The sequence below is a fragment of the Streptomyces sp. NPDC005820 genome, assembly GCF_040630255.1.
Classification (GTDB): domain Bacteria; phylum Actinomycetota; class Actinomycetes; order Streptomycetales; family Streptomycetaceae; genus Streptomyces.
This window is the reverse complement of sequence record NZ_JBEXXE010000001.1, coordinates 422,733-449,192: the sequence shown is the minus strand read 5'-3', so window position 1 is coordinate 449,192 and position 26,460 is coordinate 422,733. Positions and strand designations below refer to the sequence as shown.

Genomic DNA, 26,460 nt, shown 5'->3' with positions numbered 1-26,460 from the left:
TCGCATCCCTGCGTCCCACCCGGCCCCTCCTGGGCGCCGTTCGGGTGGCGGGCGGAGTGGGGTGGTGTGACGCTGCCCTTATGACGATCAAGACCGGCAAACTCACCGACCCGGCCGTCCGGGCCTTCGTCAGTGCCGTCAACGACGGTGACCAGGAGGCCTTCCTGAGCATCCTGGCGCCCGACGCGACCATGGCGGACGACGGCTCCGACCGTGACATCGCGCAGTGGATCGACCGGGAGATCTTCTCCTCCCGCGGCCACATGGACGTCGTCAACGAGTCCAACCGCGGCCAGGACCTCGTCGTGAACTACCGCAACGACACCTGGGGCGAGATGCGCACCCGCTGGCACTTCGACGTCACCGGTGACGGGCACATCGCACGGTTCGAGACCGGGCAGGCGTAGGGCAAGGGCACGCGGAGCAGCGGGAAGGGGCCGCTCGCCGGACAAACGGCGAGCGGCCCCTCGAGAGGTTCCCGGGGCTCAGTAGCCCTGCTGCGCCGGCACGTACGCGTTCTGCGCGTGCTGCTCGGTCAGCGTGATCTGCCCCGCCTTGATCGTGGCCAGGCGCGGTGCGCGGCGGGCGATCGACGAGTCGTGGGTGACCATGATGAAGGTCAGGCCGTACTCGTGCCACAGGCCCTCCAGCAGGGCCATGATGTCGTCGCGGGTGCCCTCGTCGAGGTTGCCGGTGGGCTCGTCGGCGAGCAGGACCTTCGGCTTCTTCACCAGCGCGCGGGCGATCGCGACGCGCTGCTGCTGGCCGCCGGAGAGCTCCGAGGGGGCGTGGCTCAGGCGCTCGCCCAGGCCCACCGAGCGCAGGGCCTCCGCCGCGCGCTCGCGGCGCTCGGCCGGCTTCACGCCCAGGGGGACGAGCGCCGTCTCGACGTTCTCCTGCGCGGTCAGTGTCGGGATGAGGTTGAAGGACTGGAAGATGATGCCGATCTTCTCGGCGCGCAGGCGCGTCAGCTTCGCCTCGCTGATGCGGGCCAGGTCGACGCCGTCCAGCTCCACGCTGCCCTCGGTCGGGCGGTCCAGGCCGCCGATCATCTGCAGGAGGGTGGACTTGCCGCCGCCCGTCGGGCCCTGGATGACCAGCTGGTCGCCGTCCTCGATCGTCAGGTCGATGCCGCGCAGGGCCTCCACCGTCTCCTTGCCGCGCGAGTAGCGCTTGGTGACGCCGGTCAGTCTGTACATGGGTGCTCCAGGTCCGTAGCCGCGTAGCCGCGTAGCCGCGTAGAGAACGCGTAGAGAAGAAGGAAGAAGAGGGGTTGGGGCGCCGCTGACCCGGGGGGAGAGGGGTCGGTCGCGGCGCCCCGGCACGGGGGGTGTTACGACACGCTGCGCAGCGCGTCCGCCGGGCGCATCCGGGACGCGCGCCAGCCGCCCATCGCGCCGGCGATCAGACCGCCGGCCACCGCCAGGCCCACCGCGAGGGCGATGGTGGTCGCGGAGACGGGGGCCGACAGGGCGATCTCCATGGTGTTGGAGGCGGACTGCTGGCCGGGGCCGCCACCGCCGGGGCCGCCGCCCATGCCGCCGCCACCGCCGCCGGTGTTGCCGAGCTCGGCGGTCAGCTTCGGGCTGATCGCGGTCACCGCGTACGCGGCCGCCAGGCCGAGCGCGATACCGAGGGCGCCGCCGAGCAGACCGTTGACGATGGACTCGCCGACGACCTGCCGGGTCACCCGGCGGCTCGGCCAGCCGAGGGCCTTCAGGGTGCCGAACTCACGCACGCGGCGGGACACGGCCGAGGAGGTGAGCAGCGCGGCCACCAGGAAGGCGGCGGCGAGCACCGCGATCGACAGCCACTTGCCGACGCTGGTCGCGAGGTTCGAGGCGGTGGAGAGGGAGCCGGAGACGGTCTCCGCGAGGTCGGCGGAGGTCGTGACCGTCGTACCGGAGATGTTCTTCTGGATCGTCGCCTTGACGGTGTCGATCTGCTTGGAGTCGGTCGCCTTGACGTAGATCGTGGTGACCTGGTTCTTGGCGTCGGCGAGGGTCTGCGCCTGCTTCAGCGGCAGGTAGACGTCGGTGGTGGAGTCGCTGCTGTCGGGCGTCGCGATGCCGATGATCGTGTACTTGGTGCCGGAGATCTTGAAGGTCTTGCCGACCTTGTACTTGTTCTCCTTGGCGTACGACTTGCTGACGACCGCGACCTTCGCGTTGGTCTGCGAGGCGGTGAAGGTCTTGCCCGTGGTGATCTTCGAGCCGGCCAGCGGGCCGAGGTCCTGGTTCGTGACGTCCACGCCGGCCACGGAGTAGGAGTTCACGTCGAAGGAGGCGCCGCCGCCCTGGACCTGCGGGGCCGCGGTGGAGCCGCTGCCCTGGCCGCCGCCGGGGCCGCCCTGGTTGCCGCTGCTGCCGCTGGTGGAGGACTGCGCCTTGCCCTGGGTGAAGGAGCCGTCGACCTTGGTGACGTTCAGGGTGATCGCGCCGACCGCGTCCGCCACGCCCTTCTGGGCGGCGACCTTCGTCACCAGCGCGGACTTCAGGGCCTGACCGCCCTGCGTCATCACCCGGTCCGAGCTCTGCTCGGAGTCGTCGTCGTTCGACTTCGCGTCGAACTCGAATCTCGGCTGACCGGAGCTGTTGCTGGTGGGCGCCGTGCGCGCCTTGGTCACCGTCATGTCGGTGCCGAGGCCGTACAGCGACTGCAGGACCTTGTCCTGCGCCTGCGTCATACCGGCCGACACCGAGTTGACGGTGATGACCAGCGCGATACCGAGCGCCAGACCCAGAGCGATGACCAGGGCCGCCTTCTTGCGCCGGCCCAGCTCGCGCTTGAGATAGATGCCAAACATCCCGTTCCTCGAAGGTTCTTGGCGCCCGCTGTGGACGCGACCCAAAAACTAGGGAGGAACCTTTGAGCCGGACTGAGTAAAAGATGTGTAAGGACTGAGAATGAGGATCGATTCCGGACCCCTGGATCAGAATTCCATCAGACAGCTCATTCCTAAGCTGTGGAGGGGGTTTTCCCAGGTGGAAGGGGTTGGCTGGCTGACGCTCACGGTGTTTTGCCGCCCACAGGATCCCCTTGTACGGTCCCGCCGTGCACGCATTCTCCCGACGTTCGTTGCTGTCCTTCACCGCGCTCGCGCCCCTGGCTCTCGCCGCTCCCGCGGTCGCCGCGACGGGCACGGTGATCGGCGGCGCCCGGCTCGCCCGCGACGGCGTCCAGACGGCCGTCCCCGCCGGCCTGCCGAAGAAGCTCACCGCCCGCGCCTGGCTGGTCGCCGACCACGACACCGGCGAGGTGCTGGCCTCCTACCGCGCGCACAGCCGCCTGGCGCCCGCCTCGACGCTGAAGATGCTGTTCGCGGACACCCTGCTGGACAAGTTCGAGCGCACCGAGCGCTACACCGTCACCGACGCCGACCTCGCCGACATCCCGGCCGGTTCCAGCCTCGTCGGCCTCAAGCCCGGCCTCACCTACACCGTCGAGCAGCTCTGGCAGGGCGTCTTCCTGCGCTCGGGCAACGACGCCGTGCACATCCTCGCCCTGATGAACGGCGGGGTCGCCCGGACGGTCGCCGAGATGCAGGCGCGGGCCGCGGACCTCCAGGCGCTGGACACCCATGTCGTCTCCTGCGACGGGTACGACCACACCGGCCAGCTCTCCTCCGCCTACGACCTCACCCTCTTCGCCCGGCACGGCCTGCGCGACGCCGACTTCCGCGCCTACTGCGCCACCAGGGCCGCCGACTTCCCCGCCGGGGGCCGCAGGACCTTCCGCATCGAGAACACCGACCGCCTGCTGTCGGGCACGTACGGCGTCACCCCGTACCGGGGAATGATCGGCGTCAAGAACGGCTACACCACCCACGCCGGCAACACCTTCACCGGCGCCGCGACCCGCGCCGGCCGGACCTTGCTGGTCACCGTCCTCCATCCGAAGAGCGGCAACAACGCGGTCTACGAGGAGACGGCCGCCCTCCTGGACTGGGGCTTCGGGAGGGGGAGTTCGGCCACTCCGGTGGGGCAGCTGGTGGACCCGCTGAGCGAGGGCGGGGCAACGGCCTCACCTTCGGGCAAGGCCCCTCACGCGGGTTCGAAGGCTGCCGCGACGGGCGACGGCTCGGGATGGGCTTCACTCGGAACGGCGGGGGCGCTGACCCTCCTCGCGGCGGGCGCATACACCTGGCGCAGAAACCGACGCGACACCGGCCGACCTGAAGGGGCGCGGGGAACTGCGCGAGAAACCACGACGAACCCGCACCCCGAAGACGACAGCACTCCCACCCACGAACCCGACCCGGCCCAAAAATAAGTGGCAGCCGCTCCACACCACCGGTGCAAACCCCGCGGTCCCATGCGAGGCCCACCCCCACCCGGTGCCGTGGAGCGGCTGCCCTTCCCCCCTCGGTTTGGCCCAATCGGCTCAATCGGCTCAATCAGCGAGGCGTTCTCGTGCTCAAAGTGTGAAGTTCTCGTGGAGAAGAGTTGAGCATAGGTCCACTACCGGCCGCAATGGCCCGGATGGCCAAATTCCGCTTGTATGGACCGCGGAATTGACGCCCCGTGGGCCCCTCACCCCCGCCCCACATACGGCATCGCCGTCGCCAACACCGTCGCGAACTGCACGTTCGCCTCCAGCGGCAGTTCCGCCATGTGCCGCACCGTGCGCGCCACGTCCGTCACATCCATCACGGGTTCCGGCGCGATCTCGCCGTTGGCCTGGAGCGCGCCCGTCTCCATCCGGGCCGTCATCTCGGTCGCCGCGTTGCCGATGTCGATCTGCCCGACGGCGATGCCGTACGCCCGCCCGTCCAGGGACAGGGACTTGGTCAGTCCGGTCAGCGCGTGCTTGGTCGCGGTGTACGGCGCCGACAGCGGGCGCGGTGAGTGCGCCGAGATCGAGCCGTTGTTGATGATCCGTCCGCCCCGCGGCTCCTGCTCCTTCATCTGCCGGAACGCCGCCTGCGCGCACAGGAACGCCCCGTTGAGGTTGGTGTCCACCACATGCCGCCAGGCGTCGTAGGGCAGGTCCTCGAACGGCACGCCGCCCGGCCCGAACGTCCCCGCGTTGTTGAACAGCAGATCCAGCCGCCCGAACCGCTCCCGCGCGGCGGCGAACAGGGCACCCACCTCTCCGGGATCCGAGACGTCCGTCCGTACGACGAGACCCGCGGCCCCGGGCACCAGCGCCGCCGTCGCCTCCAGGGTCTCCGCGCGCCGCCCCGCGAGCCCCACCGACCAGCCCGTACGCAGCAGTTCCACGGCGACCGCCCGCCCGATACCGGAACCGGCACCGGTGACGATCGCGATCCTGCCGGTCTCCACACTCTCCTTGGCGTCCATGGAGCCGCAGCGTACGGCAGGCCGAAAGACGACCTCCGCCATGCGGAACTCCCCCGTCCGCCATGCGACTGTTGTGTACGTGTCAACCCGGCGCCGCCCGTCGGTCGCCCCCGGCCACTCCAATGCCAGGGACACCCACCGTCAGGGGAGGACCGGATGACACCCGCAGCACGCCAGTCCCAGCACACCCCCGAACTCCGCGAGGCCGCCCGCCGTTCCCTCGGAGGGGGCGCCCCCAGCCGCCGCCGCTTCCTCACCGTCACCGGCGCGGCCGCCGCCCTCGCCTTCGCCGTGAACCTGCCCACCGCCGGTACCGCGGCCGCCGCCGAACTCGACCCCGCGCAGCTCACCGACGACCCCTTCACCCTCGGCGTGGCCTCCGGCGACCCCCTGCCGGGCTCCGTGCTGCTGTGGACCCGCCTCGCCCCCGCCCCGTACCAGCCCGACGGCGGACTGCCCGCCGAACGCGTCCCCGTCCACTGGGAACTGGCCCGCGACGAGAACTTCCGCCGCACCGTCAGACGCGGTACGGCCGTCGCCCACCCGGAGTTCGGGCACAGCGTCCACGTCCAGGCCGACCACCTCGACACGGACCGCACGTTCTACTACCGCTTCAAGGCCGGCACCTGGATCAGCCCCACCGGCCGCACCCGCACCGCCCCCGCCCCCGGCGCCGAGTCCTCCGCGCTCACCCTCGGCGTCGTCTCCTGCCAGCGCTACGACCAGGGCTACTACACCGCGTACCGGCACCTCGCCGAGGACGACGTGGACGTCGTCCTCCACCTCGGCGACTATCTGTACGAATACGCCGTCAGCGGCGTCGGCGGCGCCCGCGCCTACCCCGCCGGGACCGTACCGGCCGTCTACGGCCACGAGATGGTGACCCTGGACGACTACCGCATGAAGTACGCCCTCTACAAGTCCGACCCCGACCTGCTGGCCGCGCACGCCGCCCACCCCTTCGTCGTCACCTGGGACGACCACGAGACCGAGAACAACTACGCGGCCTCCGTCTCGGAGAACAACGACCCGCCCGAGGAGTTCCTCATCCGCCGGGCCGCCGCCTACCGCGCCTACTGGGAGAACCAGCCGCTGCGCCGCCCCCAGCTCCCCGACGGCCCCGACGTCAGGCTCTACCGCCGGCTCCACTGGGGCAGGCTCGCCCAGTTCGACGTCCTGGACACCCGCCAGTACCGCTCCGACCAGGCCTACGGCGACGGCTGGCAGTTCCCCGGCCCCGAGTCCGAGGACCCGGCCCGCACCCTCACCGGCGACGCCCAGGAACAGTGGCTGATCGACGGCTGGCGGCGCTCACGCGCTCTCTGGAACGTCGTCCCGCAGCAGGTCACCTTCTCCCGGCGGTACAACTCCACCGCCGTCCCCTCCCGCGTCTCCATGGACTCCTGGGACGGCTACCCGGCCTCCCGTGAGCGGATCCTCGCGGGCGCCGAGGACGCCGGAGTGGAGAACCTGATGGTCCTCACCGGGGACGTGCACGTGCACTACGGCTTCGACGTCAAGCGGGACTTCGCCGACCCCGCCTCGCGCACCCTCGGCACCGAGATCGTCACCACGTCCGTCTCCAGCGGCGGCAACGGCTCGGCGCAGCCGTCCAACTGGGCCACCTTCATGACCGCCAACCCGCACCTGAGGTTCTACAACGGCCTGCGCGGCTACGCGACCGTCACCCTCGGCCGCGACCTCGCCCGCGCCGACTTCAAGACCGTCCCGTACGTCACCACCCAGGGCGCCCCGATCAGCACGGCCGCCTCCTTCGTCACCGAGATCGGCGACCAGGGCCTCAAGCCCGCCTAGGGCCCCAGCCGCTCAGCGCCGTGGCGGCCAGGTGTCGCCCCAGTCCGCGTCCCGGGCCGCCCGGTACAGCTCGCCGTGCTTCTTCGTCACCGTCGTCCGGTCCAGCCGCTCCTCGGTCTCGCACAGGTCGAGGAGCACCTGTCCCTTGCGGATCTGCGGGCGGCGTACGACCCGGGAGGGCGCGGGGGAGACCGGGAAGCGGGCGGCCGCCACGTACGAGAACTTCTCGTCCTCGTACGGCAGGGAGCCGCCCTTGACCTGCCGGTGCAGCGAGGAACGGCTGACCCGCGCCGAGAAGTGGCACCAGTCCTGGCCGGCCACGATCGGGCAGCGGGCGCTGTGCGGGCAGGGCGCGGCGATCCGGAAACCGGCGGCGATCAGCCGGTCCCGGGCCTCGATCAGGCGCGCGTAGCCGTCGGGGGTGCCCGGCTCGACGATCACCACGGCCTGCGCGGCGGCCGCGGCGGCGTCCACCAGCGCGGCGCGGTCGGGCGCGGCCAGCTCGTTCAGGACGTACGAGACCGTGACCAGGTCGGTGGGGTCCAGTGCGAGGGCCGACCCGATGCGGGCGCGCCGCCAGTGGGCGTCGCCGAGCGCCGGGTTCGCGGCGGCGACCTCCTTGCCGAGGGCCAGCGCGGGCTCCGCCCAGTCCAGCACGGTCACCGGACGCGTCCCCGCCCAGACGGCACTCACCGCCCAGGTCGCCGCACCCGTCCCGCCGCCCACGTCCGTATGACTGCCCGGCGTCCACTCCGGCACCGCGTCCGCGAACGCCTCCAGCGCCGAGCACACCGCCTCGAAGGTGGCCGGCATCCGGTACGCGGCATAGGCGGCCACGTCCGCGCGGTCCCGCAGGATGGGGGCGTCGGTGGGGGTGGCCCCCCGGTAGTTGGCGATGAGCCGTTCGACGGCTTGCGCGGCCTGCCGGGGCGGCAGACCGTCGAGGAGTTCCCCCAGCGCGGCGCGGAGGGTCTCGGCGGTGGATACGGAGACGTTCACCCGCCGATTTTCTCAGGTCGCGGCCACGGCGTTCACCGCACCGCCATCGCCATCCGCGTCCCCGCCAGCGCCCGCGGCGAGCTGTCCGGCACCCGTCTCACCGGATGCACCGTGTTCGCCAGCAGCACCACGAACGTGTCCGTGGCCGGGTCCAGCACCAGGGAGGTCCCCGTGAAACCCGTGTGGCCGGCCGCGCCCTCACCCGCCAGCTCGCCCATGAACCACGGCTGGTCCACGGCGAGGCCCAGCCCCGGCGGGGCCAGCAGCAGCTCCACGAAGTCCGGGCCGAGGACGCGCGCGGGGCCGTACGAGCCGCCCGCGAGCAGGGTGCGGCAGAAGACGGCGAGGTCGCGGCCGGTGGAGAACAGGCCCGCGTGCCCGGCCACCCCGCCCAGCGCCCACGCGTTCTCGTCGTGCACCTCGCCCCGCAGCATCCCCCGGTCCGCCTTGGCCCACGGCCGCCACTGGTCCTCGGTGGCCGCCGCGCCCGGACAGGGGCCGAAACGGGTCGAGGTCATGCCCAGCGGCCGGGTGATCCCCTCGTGCACCAGGACGTCGAGACCGCGGCCGGTCAGGCGCTCCAGAAGCCGCTGGAGCAGGAGCATGTTCAGATCGGAGTAGACGTACGTGCCCGGCGGCCCGGCCGGAGTCTCCGCGCGCAGGACCTCCAGCCGCTCCTCGTCGTCCGCGCAGTCGTACAGCGGCAGCTCGGGGCGCAGGCCCGAGGTGTGGGTGAGGAGCTGCCGGACCGTGAGGTCGTGCGCGGCGGCCCCGCGGAAGTCGGGCAGATAGGCGCCGACCCGGGCGTCGATGCCCAGCGTGCCCCGCTCGATCTGCTGCACGGCCGCCACCGAGGTGAACAGTTTCGTGAGGGAGGCCAGGTCGAAGGGGGTGTCCACGGTCATCGGGACGCGTGCGTCGGGAGGGAGCTCCACCCCGGCGTCGGCCTCGGGGTCGTACGACGCGTACCGCACCGCCCAGCCCACCGCCTCCTCGACGGCGATCACCGGGCCGCGGCCCGCGACGACGACGGCGCCCGCGGCCCAGGGCCGGTCGCCGGTGATGAGGTCGATGACGTCGAGCACGAGGAGGCGCATCTCCTCCGGGTCGAGCCCGGCCCGTTCCGGGGTGTCGACGCGCAGTCTCGGTGCGCTCAGCTCTCCTCCACGGTCTGTCTCCAGGGACGGCACATTCCCATGAAACAGGCCAGCGCCACCAGCGCGGCCGCCAGCTGGACGACGGCCATCGGGACGGCGGTGCGCTCCCCGGCGATCCCGACCAGCGGGGAGGCGATCGCGCCGATCAGGAAGGAGGACGTACCCAGCAGCGCGGAGGCGGACCCGGCGGAGTGCCGGACCCGCATCAGGGCGAGCGTCTGCGCGTTCGGCAGCGTCACACCCATCGCCGACATCAGCACGAACAGCGCCGCGGCGACCGGCACGAGACCCGCCTCGCCGAACACCCCCGCCGCCATCAGCAGCAGCGCGGCCGCCGCCAGCGCCACCACCGTCAGCCCCACGGCCAGCACCCGGTCCAGCCGGACCCGGCCCACCAGCACCTTGCCGTTGATCTGCCCGACCAGCACCAGCCCCACCGAGTTCGCCCCGAACAGCAGACCGAACGTCTGCGGGGAGGCGCCGTAGATCTCCTGCACCACGAACGGCGAGGCGCTGATGTACGCGAACAGCGCGGCGAAGGCGAAACCGCCGGTCAACATGTACCCCGTGAAGGGCGCGTCGGCGAGCAGCCCGCGCATCGAGCGCAGCGCCTCGCCCACCCCGCCCGAGTGCCGCTCGGACGGCTCCAGGGTCTCCGGCAGCCGGGCCCACACCAGCGCGCCCAGCGCCAGCCCCACCACCGTGAGCAGCGCGAACACACCCCGCCAGTCCGTCCCCCGCAGGATCTGCGCCCCGATCAGCGGCGCCACCACCGGCGCCACCCCGGAGATCAGCATCAGGGTCGAGAAGAAGCGGGCCATCGCCACACCGTCGTACAGATCACGCACCACGGCTCGCGCGATCACGATCCCCGCCGCGCCCGCGAGGCCCTGCGCCAGCCGGAACGCGATCAGCAGCTCCACGGTCGGCGCGAGCGCGCACAGCACGGTCGCGACGACGTACACCGCGAGACCGGCGAGCAGCGGACGCCGCCGCCCCCACCGGTCGCTCATCGGCCCGACCACCAGCTGCCCCAGCGCCATGCCCGCCAGACAGGCGGTCAGCGTGAGCTGGACCGTCGCGGCGGGCGCGTGCAGCGAGCGGGTGACCTCCGGCAGCGCCGGGAGGTACATGTCCATCGACAGCGGGGGAGTGGCGGTCAGACCGCCCAGGACCAGGGTGACGAGCAGACCGGTCCGGCGCCGCGCGGGCGACGGCGGCGCGACGGCCGTCGTATCCGATACCGCCGACACTCCCGGTATCGCCCCACCCTCCGGCATACGGCCGCCCCTCCCTCATTCCTGTCTCCGCCACCTATGCTCTCAGCTCGGAACGACTGCTGGTACGGCGCGAGGACGGGACGGGGTATGACGACGGACACGGTGCGATGGGGAATCCTGGCGACCGGCGGCATAGCCGCCGCGTTCACGGCGGACCTGATCGACCTGCCCGACGCGGAGGTCGTCGCGGTCGGCTCGCGCACCGAGGCCTCCGCCCAGGCGTTCGCCGAGCGCTTCGGCATCCCCAGGGCCTACGGCGACTGGGGCGCGCTTGCCGAGGACCCGTACATCGATGTCGTCTACGTCGCCACCCCGCACGCCGCCCACCGCACCGCCGCCGGCCTCTGCCTCAAGGCCGGGCGGGCCGTGCTGTGCGAGAAGCCGTTCACCCTCAACGTGCGCGAGGCCCAGGAACTCGTCGCGCTGGCCCGCGACAACGGCCGCTTCCTCATGGAAGCCATGTGGATGTACTGCAGCCCGCTGATCCGCCGCCTCAAGGCCCTCGTCGACGACGGCGCGATCGGCGAGGTGCGCACCGTCCAGGCCGACTTCGGCCTCGAAGGCCCCTTCCCGCCCTCGCACCGGCTGCGCGACCCCGCCCAGGGCGGCGGCGCCCTCCTCGACCTCGGCGTCTACCCCGTCTCCTTCGCCCACCTGCTGCTCGGCGAACCCGACGGCATCTCCGCCCAGGCCGTCCTGTCCGCCGAGGGTGTCGACCTGCAGACCGCCCTCGCCCTGTCCTGGGACTCCGGCGCGCTCGCCGCCCTGCACTGCTCCGTCGTCGGCGGCACCGGCACCACCGCCTCCGTCACCGGCTCGCGCGGCCGCATCGACATCCCCTCCGGCTTCTTCCACCCCGACCGGCTGGTCCTGCACCGCGCCGGACGCGACCCCGAGGAGTTCACCGCCGACCCGGCCGACGGCCCCCGCAACTCCTTCCGCCACGAGGCCCGCGAGGTCATGCGCGCCCTGCGGGCCGGCGAGACCGAGTCCCCGCTCGCCCCGCTCGACGGCACCCTCGCCGTCATGCGCACCCTGGACGCCGTACGGGAACGGATCGGCGTGCGCTACCCGAACGAGTAGGCCGTACCGTCGACCCATGGTCACCAAGCCTGCCAAGCCCGCCACGCCCGCTCAGCCCGCCAGACCGGCCCCCGACACCAGCCGCCGCAGCGAGAGGTCCCGCCGCGCCATCTACGAGGCGGCGCTCTCGCTCGTCGCCGAGGCGGGCTACCCGAAGACCACGATCGAGGGGATCGCCGCCCGCGCGGGCGTCGGCAAGCAGACCATCTACCGCTGGTGGGGGTCGAAGGCCGACGTCCTGCTGGAGGCGTTCCTCGACCTCGGCGAGCAGGCCGCCGAGGCCGCCGGGCACGTGCCGTACACCCTTCCCGACACCGGCGACCTGGCCGCCGACCTCAAGGCCGTCCTGCGCGCCACCGTCGACGAACTCCTCGACCCCCGCTTCGAGGCCCCCGCCCGCGCCCTGTCCGCCGAGGGCCTGGTCAACGAACCGCTCGGCCGCGAGTTCGTCACCCGACTCCTCGAACCCCAGCTCCAGCTCTACGTGGACCGCCTGCGTTCCGCCCAGCGCGACGGCCAGATCCGCCCCGAGATCGACCCGCGCATCGCCCTCGAACTCTTCGTCTCCCCGCTCGCCCAGCGCTGGCTCCAGTACACGGGCCCGATCTCCTACGACTACACGGACACCCTTGTCGACTACGCCCTGTACGGACTCGCACCCCGCTGACGGGCTTTGCCCCGATTGGGGGTACGGGACCCCCGATGCGCCGGATGATGGGACCATAAGGCATGCTGTCCGCATCACCGGCGAGGCGAGGGGATAGATGAGCGCGGAGTTCGGCGGCCCGAGCGGCCTGCGGGGCAGACTCACCCAGTGGCTGCGCGGAAGCGGCCCGACCCGGACCGCCGACGACGGCGGCCGTGAGGCCCTGCTGCTCGCCGCCGCCGGGGCCGGACTGCCCCTCGCGCCCGCCGCGCACCCCGCCGCCGACTACCGCTGCTCCTGCGACCGCGTCGGCTGCCCCACCCCGGCCAGGCACCCGGTGTCCTTCGCCTGGCAGACCCAGTCCACGACCGACCGCGCCCAGATCGAGCGCTGGGCCCGGCACCAGCCGCAGGCCAACTTCATCACCGCGACCGGGATGACCCACGACGTTCTCGACGTCCCCCTGGAAGCCGGCCGCGAGGCACTCGACCGCCTCCTCGGCGCCGGCGTGGAGGTCGGCCCGGTCGCCGAGAGCGACGACGGCCGCCTCCTCTTCTTCACCCTCACCCGGGGCACCCCCGAGGACGAGGACGAATGGTGGCCCTGCGAGCTGGACTGCCACCCCGAGACGATGGACGAACACCCCGGCCTGCGCTGGCACTGCCGGGGTTCCTACGTCCTGATCCCACCGGCCCGCCTCCCGGGGGACGACCACCGGTCGGTGCACTGGGTAAGGGGCCCGGAACACCCTCTCCCGGACCCCCTGAGCCTCCTGGAAACCCTGACAGAGGCCTGCGCCCGCCACGTAAACGCCTTCGGCCTCTAGGCTGTTGGCCTTTGGCTTTTGGCTTTGGCTTTGGCTTTTGGCTTTTAGGGGCGCGGGGAACTGCGCGACAAGCCACAACGCACCCGCACCCGACCGACGGCCTACTCCCCCTTCGCGCCGGTCAACCCCTCAAGCCGGCTCAACAAGGACACCTTCCCGTCCCCGGAACCCTTCACCGGATCCAGGGCGATCTCATTCGCGACGAACTCCATCGTCAGCGTCTGCTTGATCTCCCCGGTGGTCAACGCCTTCACACTCACGTTCGGCGCCGGCACGGACGCCCCCGCCGCGGCCGTCTGCTTGACGTAGTGGTGCGAGGAGAAGAACACCAACGCCCCACCGTCCGCCGTCCGCAACGCGAGCGGGGCGAACCCCCCGCCGGTCAGCGGCTCGTCGATGTACTGCTGCACCAGCCCCGGCTTCTCCGCGCTCTTCGCCCGCGTGGTGCGCAACGTGCTGGTGTACGAGCCGTCCGCGAACGCACCCCCGCCGTCCTTGAGGTAGGCGGTGTACTCCTTGCTCAAGTCCCCCGGCGCCCACGTCAGTTCGGCTGAGTCCGCCGGTACGGTCTCCGCCCAGCCGTCCTTGTCCTTGCTGAACTCCGGCATCGCCCCCGCCGCCACCAGCGTCAGATACGCCGCCTGCCACGGCTCGGAGAGGTCGCCCCGGGTGAACACCAGCACCCACCGGGCGTCACCCCCCTTGTTCGCCTTGGCGTCGGCGACGAACCAGCGCGGCCAACCGGCCTTCTTGGGGATCGTGTACGTCACGTCCGTCAGCGTCAGCGGGGTGTGCTGCGGGTTGCCGCCCGGGTTGTTGGCCTTCCCGGCCTTCAGCCGCGCCGCGTCGATGGCCCCGAGCGCGCCGGTGGTGTACTCGGCGTCCAGGGAACCGTCGTACGCCTTGTCCGCCTTGTTGTACGCGGTCGTGAACTGATCGAGCGCCTTCGCGGCCTCCGCCGGGGTCGCCGAGGGGAGCACCACACGCTCCCCGTGGACGACCACACAACCGCTCGCCGTCAACGACAAAGCCGTCGCGGTGGCCGCCCACAGCGCGCTCCGCTCAAGCCTGCGGAGCCTTCGACTGCCGCGATCCCCGGTCGTCAGGTGCGTCATCAGGAGCCTTCACCTTCCCCTTCCCGGAGGCGAACCCTACCGGGGCGAGGAACAGCGCGAGCGTGGGGACCAGGTACAGCAGCCACACCGTGACCTGGAGGACGGTCGGATCGGGCTGGAAGTTGAACACGCCCTTCAGCAGCGTGCCGTACCAGCTGTCCGGCGGGATTGTGCCGCTGATGTCGAAGGCGAGGCTGTTCAACCCCGGCAGCCAGTCGGCCTCCTGGAGGTCGTGGAAGCCGTACGCCAGCACGCCCGCGGCCACGACGACGAGCATGCCACCCGTCCAGGTGAAGAACTTCGCCAGGTTGATGCGCAGCGCCCCGCGGTAGAACAGCCAGCCCAGGAACACCGCCGTCGCGAGGCCGAGGGCCACCCCGATCAGCGGGCGCGGGGTGCCGTCACCGGCCGCGTGCACCGACGCCCACACGAACAGGGCGGTCTCCAGGCCCTCCCGGCCCACGGCGAGGAACGCGGTCGCGACCAGCGCGCCCGTGCCCATCGCGAGGGCCGCGTCCAGCTTGCCGTGCAGCTCGGACTTCAGATGCCGGGCGGTGCGCCGCATCCAGAAGACCATCCACGTCACCAGGCCGACCGCGAGGACCGACAGCGACCCGCCGAGCGCCTCCTGCGCCTCGAACGTCAGCTCCTGCGAGCCGAATTCGAGGACGCAGCCGAAACCCATCGCGATGAGGACGGCGATCGCGATACCGGTCCACACCGGCTTCAGGGCGTCCCGGCGGTCGGTCTTCACCAGGTAGGCGATGAGGATGCAGACGACGAGCGAGGCCTCCAGGCCCTCCCGAAGTCCGATCAGATAGTTGGAGAACACGGGCTACGCCTCCTCGGAGAACAGCGTCCGGCCCCACCAGTCGTCCTTGTCCCGGACGCCCGGCGGCACGGCGAAGACGGCCGAACCCACGTGCTGGATGTACTCGTTGAGCGCGTCGGTCGCGAGATTGCGCTGGATGCGGATGAACCCGTTGCCCACGTCGCGCATGTAGGCGAGGAAGAACAGGCCCGCCTCCAGGCGCCCCAGACCGTCGGTGCCGTCGGTGAAGGAGTAGCCGCGGCGCAGGATGGTCGACCCGTGGTTGGAGTCCGGATGCGCGAGCCGTACGTGCGCGTCGGGCTTCATCGCCTTCAGGAACGGCTCGTCGCGTTCCTTCGCCTTGCCGACGGGCGCGCCCTCGCCCTTGTCCCGCCCGAAGATGTCCTCCTGCTCCTGGAGGGGGGTGCGGTCCCAGGTCTCGATGTGCATCCGGATCCGCCGGGCGACGAGGTAGGACCCGCCCACCATCCACTCCGGGCCGTCCTTCTCGCCGACCCACACGAACTTCTTCAGCCGGTCGGTCTCGGTCCCGGCGATGTTGCGGGTGCCGTCCTTGAAGCCCATCAGGTTGCGCGGGGTCTGTGCGTCCGGGGTGGTGGAGGAGGTCTTGCCGAACCCGAGCTGCGACCAGCGGATGGAGACCTTGCCCATGCCGATACGGGCCAGGTTGCGGATGGCGTGCACGGCGACCTGCGGGTCGTCGGCACAGGCCTGGACGCACAGATCGCCGTTGGAGCGGCTCGCGTCGAGGGCGTCCCCGGCGAACTTCGGCAGATCGACGAGCGCCTCGGGCCGCCGGCCGTCCAGCCCGAACTTCGCGAAGAGGGACGGACCGAAGCCGAGGGTGAGCGTCAGCCGCGAGGGCTTGAGGCCCAGGGCCTCACCGGTGTCGTCCGGCGGGGCCTCGGTGAGTCCGCCGTACGCCCCGTCGCCGACCGTCTTCCCGGCGGTCATCCGGTGCGCGGCCGCCGTCCAGTCCTTGAGCATCTGGACGAACTCGGCGCGGTCGGTGGTGTCCACGTCGAACGCGGCGAAGTGCAGCCGGTCCTGGACGGGCGTGGCGATGCCGGCCTGGTTCGCGCCGTGGAACGCGACCGCGGCACCGGTCTCGGCGGCCGTCGGCTCGACGTCGTCGCCGGTACGGGCCATCGCCACCGCGCCACCGGCCGCGACGGCCCCGAGCGCGAGCCCGGCCCCGCCCCAGCCGATGAGCGACCGCCGGGAGGGGCGGCTGTCGTCCTTGACCTCGGTGTTCTCGGTGCTCTCGGTGTTCTCGGTCATTGCCGTTCCCCCTACTTGACCACGGCCGCGGCGAGCTTGGAGAGGGGCTCGGCGAGCGCGTTCACCGCGTCCGAGAGCTCCTTGCGCTGGGCCTCGGTGACCTTGTCGTAGGAGACGAAGTCGTACGAGGCCTTGTCGGTGCGGTACTTGTCGAGCAGCGTGTTGAGCGCGGCGAACTGCTTGTCGAGCCCGGTCGTGAGCGCCGCGTCATTGGTCTGCGCGACCGGCTTCAGCAGTTCGTACGCCTTCTGCGCGCCCTCGACGTTGGCCTTGAAGTCGGCGAGGTCGGTGTGCGAGTAGCGGTCCTCCTCGCCGGTGACCTTGCCGGTGGCGACCTCGTCGAGCAGCTCCTTGGCGCCGTTGGCCATCGAGGTCGGGGTGATCTCGGCCTTGCCGACCCGCTTCTGCCAGTCCTTCAGGTCGGTGACGAGCTGGTCGGCGAGGGTCTTCTCCTCGTCGCCGATCTTCTTGTCCTCCCAGAGGGCCTTCTCCAGCCGGTGCCAGCCGGTCCACTTCTGGCCGTCCTCCAGGCCGTCCGCGCGGGTGTCGACCAGCGGGTCGATGTCACCGAAGGACTCGGCGACCGGCTCGGTGCGCTCCCAGCCGAGGCGGGAGGGCGCGTAGGCCTTCTGGGCGGCGGCCAGGTCGCCGGCCTTGATCGCCTTCACGAAGGTCTCGACGAGCGGGATGGTGGCGTCGGACTGCTCCTGGGCGTACTCGCGGTAGTCGGCGACGGCCTTGTCCAGCTGGGGGTTGCGCTTGGCGGCGGTGCCGCCGGTGACCTTGAGGTCCTGCCGTATGCCGGTGCCCTTCATACCGGGCTTGCAGGCGATCTCGTAGTCGCCGGCCTTCACCTCGGCGGTGACGCGCTGCTTGGTGCCGGGACCGATGTTCTCCCGCTCCGTGACGACCCGGTCGTCCGGGAACAGCACGTACACCTCGGTGACCTTGGAGCCCTTGTTCTCGATGGCGAGTTCGACGTGCCCGGCGGAGATCTCCTTCTTGGAGGTCTCGCACTTGGAGTCGGTGGCGGTCACGTTGATGATGCGGTCGCCGTCCTTCGCATCGCTCTTCTCGGTGCAGCCGGTGACGGCGGTCAGTGCGGTCACGGCGGCGACGGCGGTGACGACGGACAGTCTGGCGGCTCGCATTCGGGCTCCCGGCGATGGCTGAATATTCACGTGACGGGACTCACAAGGATTGGTGAGCCTCGCCTAACTTATCCAAGGCTTACCTGCGTAATACCCGCCCGTGCCGTGATTCAGCTCTCATAGACGGTGTAAGAGCACGACCCGATCACGGTGGCTCAAACCGGACCCCAATGGATGGTCAAAGGAGATTCAAAGATTCCGCTTGGCGGTGACGATGAGTGCCCCGCTGCGGGGATGCGGAAGCACTTCGACGGCGTGCTCGTACACATCACTGAGCAACCGCTCGCCGAAGACGTCCCCCGGAGCCCCGTCGGCCGCGACGCGCCCCTGGCACAACACGGCGACCCGGTCCGCGTAGGCGGCGGCGAGCCCCAGATCGTGCAGCACGACGACAACGGCGTCCCCGCCCCTCGCCCTCTCCCGGCACACCCGCAACACCAGTTCCTGATGCCTGAGGTCCAGCGCGGCGGTCGGTTCGTCGAGCAGCAGCAGGGGCGCCCGCTGGGCCAGCACCCGGGCGAGCGCGACGCGGGCCCGCTCACCGCCGCTCAGCGCGGAGAACGGCCGCGCGGCGAAGCCGCTCACCTCGGTGGCGGCCATGGCCTCGGCGACGACCGTGTCGTCCTCGGCGGCCGAGGAGTCGTGCGGCGCCCGCCCCATCCGCACGACGTCCTCGACGGCGAACGGGAACGACAACTCGGCGGCCTGGGGCAACACGGCCCGCCGCAAGGCGAGTTCCCCCGCTGACCACCCCGCCACGGCCCGCCCGTGAATCTGTACGTCCCCTCGCGCGACCGCCAGATCACCGGCGAGCACCGCGAGCAGGCTGGACTTCCCGGCCCCATTGGGCCCCACCAACGCCAACACCTCCCCACCGCGGACCTTCACATCAACCCCGCGCAGCACCTCCCGCCCCCCGAGCCGCACATGCACCCCGACGACTTCGGCGAGAACCGCGCCAGGGGGAAGCGCCGCAGGGGGGTTGAACCGCCGACGAAGAAGACGCATACGGGGACTCCTTGAGGAGGGGACGGAAACCGACTCGGCACCGCCGGGCTGCACCGCGCCGGCTGAACACCGTTACGGCCGGGAGGGGTATACGGGGTGGGGGAGACGCGGGGTGCGTGGCGAGAGGGGTGGGGATTGAGGGGATCGGGGGCAGGTGCGGAGCCCCTGGTCTCCCGAGGGGCGCGGGGAACTGCGCGATCGGCCACGTACGAGCCGCACTCGGCCGGGGTCAGGCCCAACCGCCCTGACGGCGCCGGGTCCTGCGCAGGAGCCAGAAGAAGAACGGGCTCCCGAGCAGCGCCGTGAGGACACCCAACGGCAGCTCCGCGGGCACCGCGACCGTACGCGCCGCGAGATCCGCGGCCAACAGCACCAACGCCCCCGCCAACGCACTCCCCGGCACCAGGAACCGGTGCCCCGGCCCCGCCGCCATCCGCAGCAGATGCGGCACCACCAACCCCACGAACCCGATGATCCCGGACACGCTCACCGCCGCGGCCGTCAACAGCGCGATGACAAGGATCAGCACCACCCGCAACCGCTCCACCTCCACCCCCAGATGCCGCGCCGGCCGCTCCCCGAGCGCGAGCAGGTCCAGCCGACGCGAGAAGAAGGGGGCGACCCCCAGCCCCACCACCGCGCACGGCAGCACCGCGACCACCTTCGGCCACGTGGCCTGCGACAGCGACCCCAACTGCCAGAAGGTGATCTGCTGGATCGCCGCCGCGTCGGCGAAGAACAGGAACAGCCCGATCAGCGCCCCGGCGAACGCGTTCACCGCGATCCCGGTGAGGATCAGCGTCACCACCTCGGTGCGCCCCCCGGACCGCGCCATCGCGTACACCACCAGCACGGTCGCGAGCCCGGCGAGGAACGCGAACGCCGACACGGTCCACGTCCCCAGCACGTTCACCCCGAACGCGATCGCCCCGACCGCCCCCACCGCCGCCCCGGAGGAGATCCCGATGACCCCCGGCTCGGCGAGCGGATTGCCGAACACGCCCTGCATCAGCGCCCCGGCGCACCCCAGCGAGGCCCCGACGAGCAGCGCCAGCACGATCCTCGGGAACCGCACGTTCCACAGCACCGACTCCGCGACCCGGTCCAGCTCCCGTCCCCCGGGCCCGAGGTGGTGCTGCACGGAGGCGAGCACGTCGCCGACCGGGATCGCGTAGGCGCCGAACGCCCCGGCCGCCGGCACGAGCACGAGCAGCGCGGCCACCAGCCCGAGGGTGAGCAGCCCCGAGGTCCCGCGCCACTTCCGTACCGGCTCACCCACCTTCTCGTCCGCCGTGCCATCCGCCGTGCCGTCCGCCGTGTCGTCCACTTCCGCGTCCAGGACAGTCATGGATGCATCTTAGGTTAGCCTTACCTATCTAAGTCACTCCTCCATGCGATGTTTCAATTCCGGAGTGACTGATTACGACGTGCTCCGCGTCTTCTGCGCGCCGAACGGCGGCTACGGCAACGAACTGGGCGTGGTCCGCGAAGGCTCGGTGCTGCCGGACCGGGAGGACCGCCAGGCCCTCGCGGCGAAACTCGCCTTCAGCGAGACGGTGTTCGTCGACGACCCCGAGCGCGGGATCATCGACATCTACACCCCCACCGCCCGCCTGCCCTTCGCCGGCTACCCCTGCGTCGGCGCCGCCTGGCTGCTCGACGTCCCCGAACTGGTCACCCCGGCCGGGGTCGTCGGCGCCCGCCTGGACGGGGAGTTCAGCTGGATCGAGGCGCGCGCGGAGTGGGCCCCGCCGCGCACGTTCCGCCAGTACGCCAGTGCCGCCGAGATCGACGACCTCGCCGTGCCGCCGCCCGGCGAGTGGGTCTACGCCTGGGCCTGGGAGGACGAGCCCGCCGGCCGGATCCGCGCTCGCGGTTTCCCCGGCCGCGGCGACGGCATCGAGGAGGACGAGGCGACCGGAGCCGCCGCGCTCCTGCTCACCGAGCAGCTGGGCCGGGCTCTGAACATCACCCAGGGCGCGGGCTCCCAGATCCTCACCGCACCGCAGCCGTACGGATGGGTGGAGATCGGCGGCCGGGTCCGCCTGGAGGGCGCCGAACGCTGAGCGCCGGAACAGGTCCGGCCGCGCGCGTCCGTGGTGTTCGGGCGGCCGTACGGGTGGTCCCGCGTGTGCGCCGGGAGGCGAACGGTTACCTCTGGCGTGACCACTCCGCCTCCGTGAGAGGAGCATCATGCGTATCCGATCAGCCCTGGCCGCCACCGTCCTGGGACTCGCCCTGGCCACCGCCGGCGCGACGAGCGCCGTCGCCGACGAGGGTCCCCACCACTACGGCAGCGACCACTACGGGAACGACTACGGCAAGGAGCATCACGGCAAGGACCACTACGGCAAGGACCACTACGGCAAGGACAAGGACCACTACGGCAAGGAGCACCACGGCAACCACGGTGGCCCCGTCTGCAGCCCGTACATCGGCAAGGTCGGCGCGGGTCCCAGCCACATCTTCTGGGCGGGTGCGCACTGCGGCTGGTTCTGACAGGGCCGAGCCACGGCACCGGGCCCTTTCCCGTCAGGGGGAAGGGCACGGCCGGTGCTCCGGCCCCGTCGGCGGCCTCAGGCCGACAGCGGGAACTCCTCGCCCAGCGCTCGGAACACGGCCGTGTTGAGCGCGAAGGCCCGCTTGCACTCCGCGACGATCCGCTGCTTCTCCAGGTCGTCCGCCCGTACCGCGTCGAGCAGTTCCCGGTAGTCCCGCTTGAAGGCGGCCGGGTTGCCGATCCCCTCGAAGACGTAGAAGCGGACGCCGTCGCCCTTCTTCTCGAAGCCCCAGGTCCTCTCGGCCCGGTCGCGGATGATCTGGCCGCCGGAGAGGTCGCCGAGGTAGCGGGTGTAGTGGTGGGCGATGTACCCGGCCGGCCAGTCCTCGGCGCAGGCGCGCACCCGGTCCGCGTACGCCCGCGTCGCCGGCAGGGCCGCCAGTCCCGCCCGCCAGTCCGCTCCCCGCAGATGCGCCAGGTCCCGGTCCAGCGCGGCCAGCCGGAACAGCTCGGGCCGCACGAACGGGCCCGCCACCGGGTCCGACGCCAGCCGCTCGGCGCCGGCCTCCAGCGCCTCGTAGACGAACCAGAGCTGCTCGGTGTAGCGCGCGTACGCCTGCACGCCGAGCCGGCCGCCCAGCAGGTCGCTCATGAACGTCGAGGTCTCGGCCTCCATGTGCTGCTCGTGGGAGGCCGTGCGGATGACGGTCGAGAAGGAGTCCATACCGCCTATCCTCTAAGGTAAGGCTTACCTAAGTCAACGCTCTTGCCGACACCCTGTCGGTAAAAGCGTACAAGAAAGGACCCGCTCCGCACGGGGAGCGGGCCTCTGATCACACTCGGGTGCTACGGCAGGGTGAGGATCTCCGCTCCGGTCTCCGTCACGACCAGCGTGTGCTCGAACTGGGCCGTGCGCCTGCGGTCCTTGGTCACCACGGTCCAGCCGTCGTCCCACATGTCGTAGTCGTGCGTCCCCAGCGTCAGCATCGGCTCGATCGTGAAGGTCATCCCCGGCTGCATCACGGTCGTCGCGTGCGGGCTGTCGTAGTGCGGGATGATCAGCCCGGAGTGGAACGAGGAGTTGATCCCGTGCCCGGTGAAGTCCCGGACCACGCCGTACCCGAACCGCTTGGCGTACGACTCGATGACCCGCCCGATGATGTTGATCTGCCGCCCCGGCCGGACCGCCTTGATCGCGCGGTTCAGGGACTCCCGGGTCCGCTCCACCAGCAGCCGGCTCTCCTCGTCGACGTCCCCGACCAGGTACGTCGCGTTGTTGTCGCCGTGCACCCCGCCGATGTACGCCGTCACGTCGAGGTTGACGATGTCGCCGTCGCGCAGCACCGTCGAGTCCGGGATGCCGTGGCAGATGACCTCGTTGACGCTGGTGCACAGGGACTTGGGGAAGCCGCGGTAGCCGAGCGTGGAGGGGTAGGCGCCGTGGTCGCACATGTACGCGTGCGCCACCCTGTCCAGTTCGTCGGTCGTCACCCCCGGCGCGATCAGCTTCGCGGCCTCCTCCATCGCCCGCGCGGCGATCCGCCCGGCGACCCGCATCGCCTCGACGGTCTCCGGGGTCTGCACCTCAGGACCGGTGTACGGCTTCGGCGCGGGCTTGCCGACGTACTCGGGACGGCGGATGTTTCCGGGCACGGAACGGGTGGGGGAGAGTTCCCCGGGCACGAGCAGCGACTGGCCAGACATACCGGCGAGTCTATCGAGCGGCCACGGGGGAACATGTGGGTGGCGAGAGGAGCCGGTCATGCCCCTGTTCAAACGGCGCGTCACGGGAAAGCCGGGCGAGTGGTACTACTGCCTGGAGCACAAGAAGGTCGAGGAGGGCCCGGACTGCCCCGGCAAGGACCGCTTCGGCCCGTACGCCTCCCGCCAGGAGGCCGAACACGCCATGGAGAGCGCCCGCGAACGCAACCTCGAGTGGGAGAACGACCCGCGCTGGCACGACGCCCCGAAGAGCGAGGCGGGTGAGGACTAGGCGCCGGTGAGTGGTGTGGGGGTGGGGGCCGCTGCCGCCCGCCGCTCGCGTTCACGGGCCGCGTGCCGGTCCGTCCGTACGTCGTAGCGCATCAGCGCCGGCAGGCACAGGGCCAGCAGCCCCACCGCGCCGGCGCACAGCGCGCCGCCCGACCACACGGACGTGCGCACCCCCAGCCACGCCGCGAACCCGCCGCTGCGGACCTGGCCCACCGTCGGCCCCACCGAGTACGACAGCAGCTCGATCCCGGCGAGCCGCCCGCGCAGCTCGTCCGGGATCGTCTGGTTCCACATCGCGCCCCGGAAGATCCCGCTGACCATGTCGCAGCCGCCGGCGAGGGTGAGGCAGAGCAGCACCAGCCATACGTTGCCGACGAGCCCCGCGCCCGCGATCGCCACGCCCCACAGCGCGGCCGCGACCACGACCGCCCGCCCGTGCCGGTGCACCCGGGAGGTCCAGCCGCTCGTCAGGCTCACCAGCATCGCCCCGGCCGGCACCGACGCGTACATCAGGCCCAGCGCCCACTCGGCGTCCAGCTCGTCGGCGAGGAACGGCAGCACGGCGAGCGGCATGGCCAGGAACATCGCGGCGAGGTCCACGGCGTACGTCCCTAGCAGTTCCTTCCTGCCCCAGGCGTACCGGGCGCCCTCGGCTATCGCCTGCCAGGACGGCTTCGCCGCCTCGTGCGCGGCGGGGGAGGCGGCGATGCCGACGGTCAGGGCGACGGAGACGGCGAAGGTGAACGCGTCGGCGGCGTAGGCCCAGGCGAGGCCCGCGTACGCCACGACGATCCCCGCGACCGCCGGTCCGGCCACCCCGCCGACCGTCCAGCGCAGCGAGTTCAGCGCGGTGGCGGCCGGCAGATGCTCATGGGCGACGATCCGCGGCCACAGCGAGTCCAGTGCGGGCCGCTGCACGGAGAACAGCACGGCGGAGAGCCCCGCGACGACGTACAGCGGCCATACGGCGGGCTCCGGCAGCAACGCGTTCACCAGCAGCGCGGCACTGAGCAGTCCCTGTCCGACCTCCGTCCACACGATCAGCGTCCGCTTGTCGAGGGCGTCCGCGAGCGCGCCGCCGTACAGCCCGAACACGACGAGCGGGACCAGCTGCACGGCCCCGATCGCCCCGACCGCCGCCGCCGACCCCGTCAACTCCTTCAACTGCACCGGCAACGCGACGAACGTCAGGAAACTCCCGAAGTTCGAGATCAGCCCCGAGAACCAGAGCCGCCGAAAGTCACGGGAGCCCCGCCAGGGGGCGAGATCGGGCAGAAGCGCGCGCAGGGAGTCGGTGGCCACGGGGGGCCATGCTCGGCGGAGCCCCAGAGGAGAGCAACACATTTTCCCACCCCCCTTCCCCCACCCCCCACCCCCCGCCCACCACCCGGCCGCCCGCCTGCCCGCTCGCCACCCGGCGGCCGCCCGCCTGCCTGCTCGTCGCCCGGCCGCCCCGCGCCTGCTCGTCGTCCAGCCGCCGTCAGGCCGCCAGGCGCCTGCTCGCCGCCCGGCCGTCCACCTGCTCGCCGTCAGGCCGTCCACCTGCTCGCCGCCTGCCCGTCCCGCGCCTGCTCGTCGTCCGGCCGCCCGCTTGCTCGTCGTCCTGCCGCCCCGCGCTTGCTCGCCGTCAGGCCGCCCCGCGCATGCTCGCTGCCCGGCCGTCCACCTGCTCGCCGCCTGCCCGTCCCGCGCCTGATCGTCGTCCGGCCGCCCGCTTGCTCGTCGTCCTGCCGCCCCGCGCTTGCTCGCCGTCAGGCCGCCCCGCGCATGCTCGCTGCCCGGCCGTCCGCCTGCTCGCCGCCTGCCCGTCCCGCGCCTGATCGTTGTCCGGCCGCCGTCCGGCCGCCCCCCCGCCGCTCCTCCTCCGCCCCGCCCGGCCCCGCTCGCCCCCCGCCCCGCTCGCCCCCCGTCCCGCAGCTCGGTCGCCCCGCATCCGGGCCCCAGTCTGTTCTGCCGAAGGCGGTGTTCCGAGCGGGACGGGTGGGTGGGTGGGGAAGTCACCAGGAGGGAGGGGGCGGGGCTGTCAGGGACTCCGCCAGCCGGGAGAGGCGGTCGCGGAAACCCCGCCGCACCCGCGCCGAGCGCCCGCTTTCGCCCGCCGCCGCGCTGACCAGATGCTGCACGGTGTCCAGGTCCAGCTCCGAGCCGTCCGGCACGGTCAGCGTCTCGTGCGACAGCGCCGTCAGCTCCCCCTCGCCCGGACCGAGGGACAGCACGGTCAGACCGCAACGCCGCGCGTCCGCCACCCGCTCCAGCAGGGCGGGATCCCCCTGCGGCGACGCCACCAGCAGCGTCTCGCCCCGCCGCGCCGCCTCGATCCGCCCGAGGCCCACCGCGAGATGCGCGGGGTCGCAAGGACGCGCGTGATGCCGTACGAGAGTCGGCGCCAGCTCCGGCGTACCGGACCACGCGGCCTCGTCCACCAGATGCGCCGCGAGATGCCACGGCTCGTACTCCGCCGTCCCCACCAGCAGCAGCCCGCCCCCGTGCGAGACCACCGACCCGCGCAGCACCGCGCCGAACCTGCGCGTGGCCCCCAGCCACTCCGTCCCGGCGAGCACCTCGCGCAGCAGCGCGACCCGTACGGCGTCCATGCGCCCGCATCCTGCCCCAGCCGCCCCACCCCCGCCCCCGCTTCGCCCCCGATTCACCCGACACGGCGAAGGCGCCGTCACCGCCCCACGTAAAGTCGGCCCATGACCTCTACCGACAGTGCACAGAACGCCCCCGCGAAGGCCCCCGCCAAGGACCCGTGGGACCTCCCCGATGTCTCCGGACTGGTCGTCGGCGTGCTCGGCGGCACCGGCCCGCAGGGCAAGGGTCTCGCCTACCGGCTCGCCAAGGCCGGCCAGAAGGTGATCATCGGCTCGCGCGCCGCCGACCGCGCGCAGGCCGCCGCCGACGAGCTCGGATACGGCGTCGAGGGCGCCGACAACGCCGAGACCGCCCGCCGCAGCGACATCGTGATCGTCGCCGTGCCGTGGGACGGGCACGGCAAGACGCTCGAGTCGCTGCGCGAGGAACTGGCCGGCAAGCTCGTCGTCGACTGCGTCAACCCGCTCGGCTTCGACAAGAAGGGCGCCTACGCGCTCAAGCCCGAGGAGGGCAGCGCCGCCGAGCAGGCCGCCGCCCTGCTGCCGGACTCCCGGGTCGCCGCCGCCTTCCACCACCTCTCCGCCGTCCTCCTCCAGGACCCGGCGATCGAGGAGATCGACACCGATGTGATGGTGCTCGGCGAGGAGCGCGCCGACGTGGAGATCGTGCAGGCGCTGGCCGGCCGTATCCCCGGGATGCGCGGTGTCTTCGCGGGGCGGCTGCGAGGCGCCCACCAGGTCGAGTCCCTGGTCGCCAACCTGATCTCCGTAAACCGCCGCTACAAGGCGCACGCGGGACTGCGGGTCACGGACGTCTGAGCGCATGGGGGACACTGGACGACGCACCCACCTGGCCATCCGGCCATCCGGCCACCCGC

General features: G+C 71.8%; 26 protein-coding genes. 10 read left to right on the top strand and 16 right to left on the bottom strand.

Features of this window, described 5'->3' with window-relative positions; all coding sequences use genetic code 11:
* Positions 1–80: 80 nt before the first annotated feature.
* Complete coding sequence (locus ABZ464_RS02020) at positions 81–407, top strand: nuclear transport factor 2 family protein (RefSeq protein WP_359269516.1); 327 nt, start codon at positions 81–83, stop codon at positions 405–407.
* 78 nt (positions 408–485) lie between these two features.
* Here the strand turns inward: ABZ464_RS02020 and ABZ464_RS02015 are convergent, their stop codons facing one another.
* Complete coding sequence (locus tag ABZ464_RS02015) at positions 486–1,199, bottom strand: ABC transporter ATP-binding protein (protein ID WP_359269513.1); 714 nt, start codon at positions 1,197–1,199, stop codon at positions 486–488.
* 134 nt (positions 1,200–1,333) lie between these two features.
* Positions 1,334–2,806, bottom strand: a complete 1,473-nt coding sequence (locus tag ABZ464_RS02010) for an ABC transporter permease (RefSeq protein ID WP_359269510.1) — start codon at positions 2,804–2,806, stop codon at positions 1,334–1,336.
* Between the two features lie 248 nt (positions 2,807–3,054).
* Here ABZ464_RS02010 and ABZ464_RS02005 point away from each other — a divergent pair, with 248 nt between their 5' ends.
* Entirely contained in the window at positions 3,055–4,272 is a 1,218-nt protein-coding gene (locus tag ABZ464_RS02005; RefSeq protein WP_359269507.1) for a serine hydrolase, read from the top strand.
* Positions 4,273–4,532: 260 nt separating this feature from the next.
* Here the strand turns inward: ABZ464_RS02005 and ABZ464_RS02000 are convergent, their stop codons facing one another.
* Entirely contained in the window at positions 4,533–5,303 is a 771-nt protein-coding gene (locus tag ABZ464_RS02000; RefSeq protein WP_359269504.1) for an SDR family oxidoreductase, read from the bottom strand.
* Positions 5,304–5,459: 156 nt separating this feature from the next.
* On the opposite strand from ABZ464_RS02000, the gene ABZ464_RS01995 reads away from it, so the two are divergent.
* Entirely contained in the window at positions 5,460–7,118 is a 1,659-nt protein-coding gene (locus tag ABZ464_RS01995; protein WP_359269501.1) for an alkaline phosphatase D family protein, read from the top strand.
* A 12-nt stretch (positions 7,119–7,130) separates the two neighbouring features.
* On the opposite strand, the gene ABZ464_RS01990 is transcribed toward ABZ464_RS01995, so the two are convergent.
* Genes ABZ464_RS01990 through ABZ464_RS01980 form a run of 3 tightly spaced genes read right to left on the bottom strand, consistent with a single transcriptional unit; the run spans position 7,131 to position 10,554 of the window.
* On the bottom strand, positions 7,131–8,117 hold the full coding sequence (locus ABZ464_RS01990) for a small ribosomal subunit Rsm22 family protein (RefSeq protein ID WP_359269498.1): 987 nt from the start codon (positions 8,115–8,117) through the stop codon (positions 7,131–7,133).
* Positions 8,118–8,149: 32 nt separating this feature from the next.
* Positions 8,150–9,307, bottom strand: coding sequence for a serine hydrolase domain-containing protein (locus ABZ464_RS01985; protein ID WP_359269496.1), 1,158 nt, complete (start codon positions 9,305–9,307; stop codon positions 8,150–8,152).
* Complete coding sequence (locus ABZ464_RS01980; protein WP_359269493.1) at positions 9,271–10,554, bottom strand: multidrug effflux MFS transporter; 1,284 nt, start codon at positions 10,552–10,554, stop codon at positions 9,271–9,273. The genes ABZ464_RS01985 and ABZ464_RS01980 overlap by 37 nt, the downstream gene beginning before the upstream one ends.
* Positions 10,555–10,641: 87 nt before the next feature.
* On the opposite strand from ABZ464_RS01980, the gene ABZ464_RS01975 reads away from it, so the two are divergent.
* The 3 genes from ABZ464_RS01975 to ABZ464_RS01965 all read left to right on the top strand — a co-directional run bounded on the left by ABZ464_RS01975 (position 10,642) and on the right by ABZ464_RS01965 (position 13,109).
* Positions 10,642–11,637, top strand: a complete 996-nt coding sequence (locus ABZ464_RS01975; protein ID WP_359269490.1) for a Gfo/Idh/MocA family oxidoreductase — start codon at positions 10,642–10,644, stop codon at positions 11,635–11,637.
* Between the two features lie 16 nt (positions 11,638–11,653).
* A complete protein-coding gene (locus ABZ464_RS01970) occupies positions 11,654–12,304 on the top strand; it encodes a TetR/AcrR family transcriptional regulator (RefSeq protein ID WP_359269487.1) in 651 nt (216 codons plus the stop codon).
* A gap of 97 nt (positions 12,305–12,401) precedes the next feature.
* Positions 12,402–13,109, top strand: coding sequence for a bifunctional DNA primase/polymerase (locus ABZ464_RS01965; RefSeq protein ID WP_359269484.1), 708 nt, complete (start codon positions 12,402–12,404; stop codon positions 13,107–13,109).
* A 101-nt stretch (positions 13,110–13,210) separates the two neighbouring features.
* On the opposite strand, the gene ABZ464_RS01960 is transcribed toward ABZ464_RS01965, so the two are convergent.
* From ABZ464_RS01960 to ABZ464_RS01935, 6 genes are all read right to left on the bottom strand, one after another.
* Positions 13,211–14,224, bottom strand: coding sequence for a hypothetical protein (locus ABZ464_RS01960; protein WP_359269482.1), 1,014 nt, complete (start codon positions 14,222–14,224; stop codon positions 13,211–13,213).
* Complete coding sequence (efeU, locus tag ABZ464_RS01955; RefSeq protein ID WP_359269479.1) at positions 14,172–15,056, bottom strand: iron uptake transporter permease EfeU; 885 nt, start codon at positions 15,054–15,056, stop codon at positions 14,172–14,174. The genes ABZ464_RS01960 and efeU overlap by 53 nt, the downstream gene beginning before the upstream one ends.
* A gap of 3 nt (positions 15,057–15,059) precedes the next feature.
* Positions 15,060–16,337 carry an iron uptake transporter deferrochelatase/peroxidase subunit gene (gene efeB, locus ABZ464_RS01950; RefSeq protein WP_359269477.1) on the bottom strand — a complete coding sequence of 426 codons (1,278 nt, stop codon included), beginning with the start codon at positions 16,335–16,337 and terminating at the stop codon, positions 15,060–15,062.
* Between the two features lie 11 nt (positions 16,338–16,348).
* Complete coding sequence (efeO, locus tag ABZ464_RS01945; RefSeq protein ID WP_359269475.1) at positions 16,349–17,488, bottom strand: iron uptake system protein EfeO; 1,140 nt, start codon at positions 17,486–17,488, stop codon at positions 16,349–16,351.
* A 189-nt stretch (positions 17,489–17,677) separates the two neighbouring features.
* A complete protein-coding gene (locus tag ABZ464_RS01940; protein ID WP_359269472.1) occupies positions 17,678–18,496 on the bottom strand; it encodes a heme ABC transporter ATP-binding protein in 819 nt (272 codons plus the stop codon).
* Between the two features lie 229 nt (positions 18,497–18,725).
* Entirely contained in the window at positions 18,726–19,844 is a 1,119-nt protein-coding gene (locus ABZ464_RS01935; protein ID WP_359269469.1) for an iron ABC transporter permease, read from the bottom strand.
* 64 nt (positions 19,845–19,908) lie between these two features.
* Here ABZ464_RS01935 and ABZ464_RS01930 point away from each other — a divergent pair, with 64 nt between their 5' ends.
* Together ABZ464_RS01930 and ABZ464_RS01925 are read left to right on the top strand one after the other, a co-directional pair.
* Positions 19,909–20,562 (top strand): PhzF family phenazine biosynthesis protein, encoded by a 654-nt coding sequence (locus ABZ464_RS01930; protein ID WP_359269468.1) that lies wholly within the window; start codon positions 19,909–19,911, stop codon positions 20,560–20,562.
* A 127-nt stretch (positions 20,563–20,689) separates the two neighbouring features.
* Positions 20,690–20,995 carry a hypothetical protein gene (locus ABZ464_RS01925; protein ID WP_359269465.1) on the top strand — a complete coding sequence of 102 codons (306 nt, stop codon included), beginning with the start codon at positions 20,690–20,692 and terminating at the stop codon, positions 20,993–20,995.
* Between the two features lie 77 nt (positions 20,996–21,072).
* On the opposite strand, the gene ABZ464_RS01920 is transcribed toward ABZ464_RS01925, so the two are convergent.
* The gene (locus ABZ464_RS01920) at positions 21,073–21,720 is read right to left on the bottom strand and encodes a biliverdin-producing heme oxygenase (protein WP_359269462.1); all 648 of its coding nucleotides are present in this window, start codon (positions 21,718–21,720) and stop codon (positions 21,073–21,075) included.
* Positions 21,721–21,842: 122 nt separating this feature from the next.
* On the bottom strand, positions 21,843–22,700 hold the full coding sequence (gene map / locus ABZ464_RS01915) for a type I methionyl aminopeptidase (protein WP_359269459.1): 858 nt from the start codon (positions 22,698–22,700) through the stop codon (positions 21,843–21,845).
* A gap of 58 nt (positions 22,701–22,758) precedes the next feature.
* On the opposite strand from map, the gene ABZ464_RS01910 reads away from it, so the two are divergent.
* On the top strand, positions 22,759–22,989 hold the full coding sequence (locus ABZ464_RS01910) for a hypothetical protein (protein WP_359269456.1): 231 nt from the start codon (positions 22,759–22,761) through the stop codon (positions 22,987–22,989).
* On the opposite strand, the gene ABZ464_RS01905 is transcribed toward ABZ464_RS01910, so the two are convergent.
* Both ABZ464_RS01905 and ABZ464_RS01900 read right to left on the bottom strand, forming a co-directional pair.
* Complete coding sequence (locus ABZ464_RS01905; protein ID WP_359269453.1) at positions 22,986–24,290, bottom strand: MFS transporter; 1,305 nt, start codon at positions 24,288–24,290, stop codon at positions 22,986–22,988. The genes ABZ464_RS01910 and ABZ464_RS01905 overlap by 4 nt on opposite strands.
* 695 nt (positions 24,291–24,985) lie before the next feature.
* The gene (locus ABZ464_RS01900) at positions 24,986–25,582 is read right to left on the bottom strand and encodes a hypothetical protein (RefSeq protein WP_359269450.1); all 597 of its coding nucleotides are present in this window, start codon (positions 25,580–25,582) and stop codon (positions 24,986–24,988) included.
* 102 nt (positions 25,583–25,684) lie between these two features.
* Here ABZ464_RS01900 and npdG point away from each other — a divergent pair, with 102 nt between their 5' ends.
* Complete coding sequence (gene npdG / locus ABZ464_RS01895; protein ID WP_359269447.1) at positions 25,685–26,401, top strand: NADPH-dependent F420 reductase; 717 nt, start codon at positions 25,685–25,687, stop codon at positions 26,399–26,401.
* Positions 26,402–26,460: the final 59 nt, after the last annotated feature.

Coding starts and splice junctions, on each gene's coding strand:
- ABZ464_RS01980 (WP_359269493.1), bottom strand. CDS start 10,554: ATGCCGGAGGGTGGGGCGATACCGGGAGTGTCGGCGGTATCGGATACG.
- ABZ464_RS01900 (WP_359269450.1), bottom strand. CDS start 25,582: ATGGACGCCGTACGGGTCGCGCTGCTGCGCGAGGTGCTCGCCGGGACG.
- efeB (WP_359269477.1), bottom strand. CDS start 16,337: ATGACCGAGAACACCGAGAGCACCGAGAACACCGAGGTCAAGGACGAC.
- ABZ464_RS01940 (WP_359269472.1), bottom strand. CDS start 18,496: ATGCGTCTTCTTCGTCGGCGGTTCAACCCCCCTGCGGCGCTTCCCCCT.
- map (WP_359269459.1), bottom strand. CDS start 22,700: ATGTCTGGCCAGTCGCTGCTCGTGCCCGGGGAACTCTCCCCCACCCGT.
- ABZ464_RS01965 (WP_359269484.1), top strand. CDS start 12,402: ATGAGCGCGGAGTTCGGCGGCCCGAGCGGCCTGCGGGGCAGACTCACC.
- ABZ464_RS02020 (WP_359269516.1), top strand. CDS start 81: ATGACGATCAAGACCGGCAAACTCACCGACCCGGCCGTCCGGGCCTTC.
- ABZ464_RS01925 (WP_359269465.1), top strand. CDS start 20,690: ATGCGTATCCGATCAGCCCTGGCCGCCACCGTCCTGGGACTCGCCCTG.
- ABZ464_RS02015 (WP_359269513.1), bottom strand. CDS start 1,199: ATGTACAGACTGACCGGCGTCACCAAGCGCTACTCGCGCGGCAAGGAG.
- ABZ464_RS01970 (WP_359269487.1), top strand. CDS start 11,654: ATGGTCACCAAGCCTGCCAAGCCCGCCACGCCCGCTCAGCCCGCCAGA.
- ABZ464_RS02000 (WP_359269504.1), bottom strand. CDS start 5,303: ATGGACGCCAAGGAGAGTGTGGAGACCGGCAGGATCGCGATCGTCACC.
- ABZ464_RS01935 (WP_359269469.1), bottom strand. CDS start 19,844: ATGACTGTCCTGGACGCGGAAGTGGACGACACGGCGGACGGCACGGCG.
- efeO (WP_359269475.1), bottom strand. CDS start 17,488: ATGCGAGCCGCCAGACTGTCCGTCGTCACCGCCGTCGCCGCCGTGACC.
- npdG (WP_359269447.1), top strand. CDS start 25,685: ATGACCTCTACCGACAGTGCACAGAACGCCCCCGCGAAGGCCCCCGCC.
- ABZ464_RS01975 (WP_359269490.1), top strand. CDS start 10,642: ATGACGACGGACACGGTGCGATGGGGAATCCTGGCGACCGGCGGCATA.
- ABZ464_RS01995 (WP_359269501.1), top strand. CDS start 5,460: ATGACACCCGCAGCACGCCAGTCCCAGCACACCCCCGAACTCCGCGAG.
- ABZ464_RS01910 (WP_359269456.1), top strand. CDS start 22,759: ATGCCCCTGTTCAAACGGCGCGTCACGGGAAAGCCGGGCGAGTGGTAC.
- ABZ464_RS02010 (WP_359269510.1), bottom strand. CDS start 2,806: ATGTTTGGCATCTATCTCAAGCGCGAGCTGGGCCGGCGCAAGAAGGCG.
- ABZ464_RS01920 (WP_359269462.1), bottom strand. CDS start 21,720: ATGGACTCCTTCTCGACCGTCATCCGCACGGCCTCCCACGAGCAGCAC.
- ABZ464_RS01960 (WP_359269482.1), bottom strand. CDS start 14,224: ATGACGCACCTGACGACCGGGGATCGCGGCAGTCGAAGGCTCCGCAGG.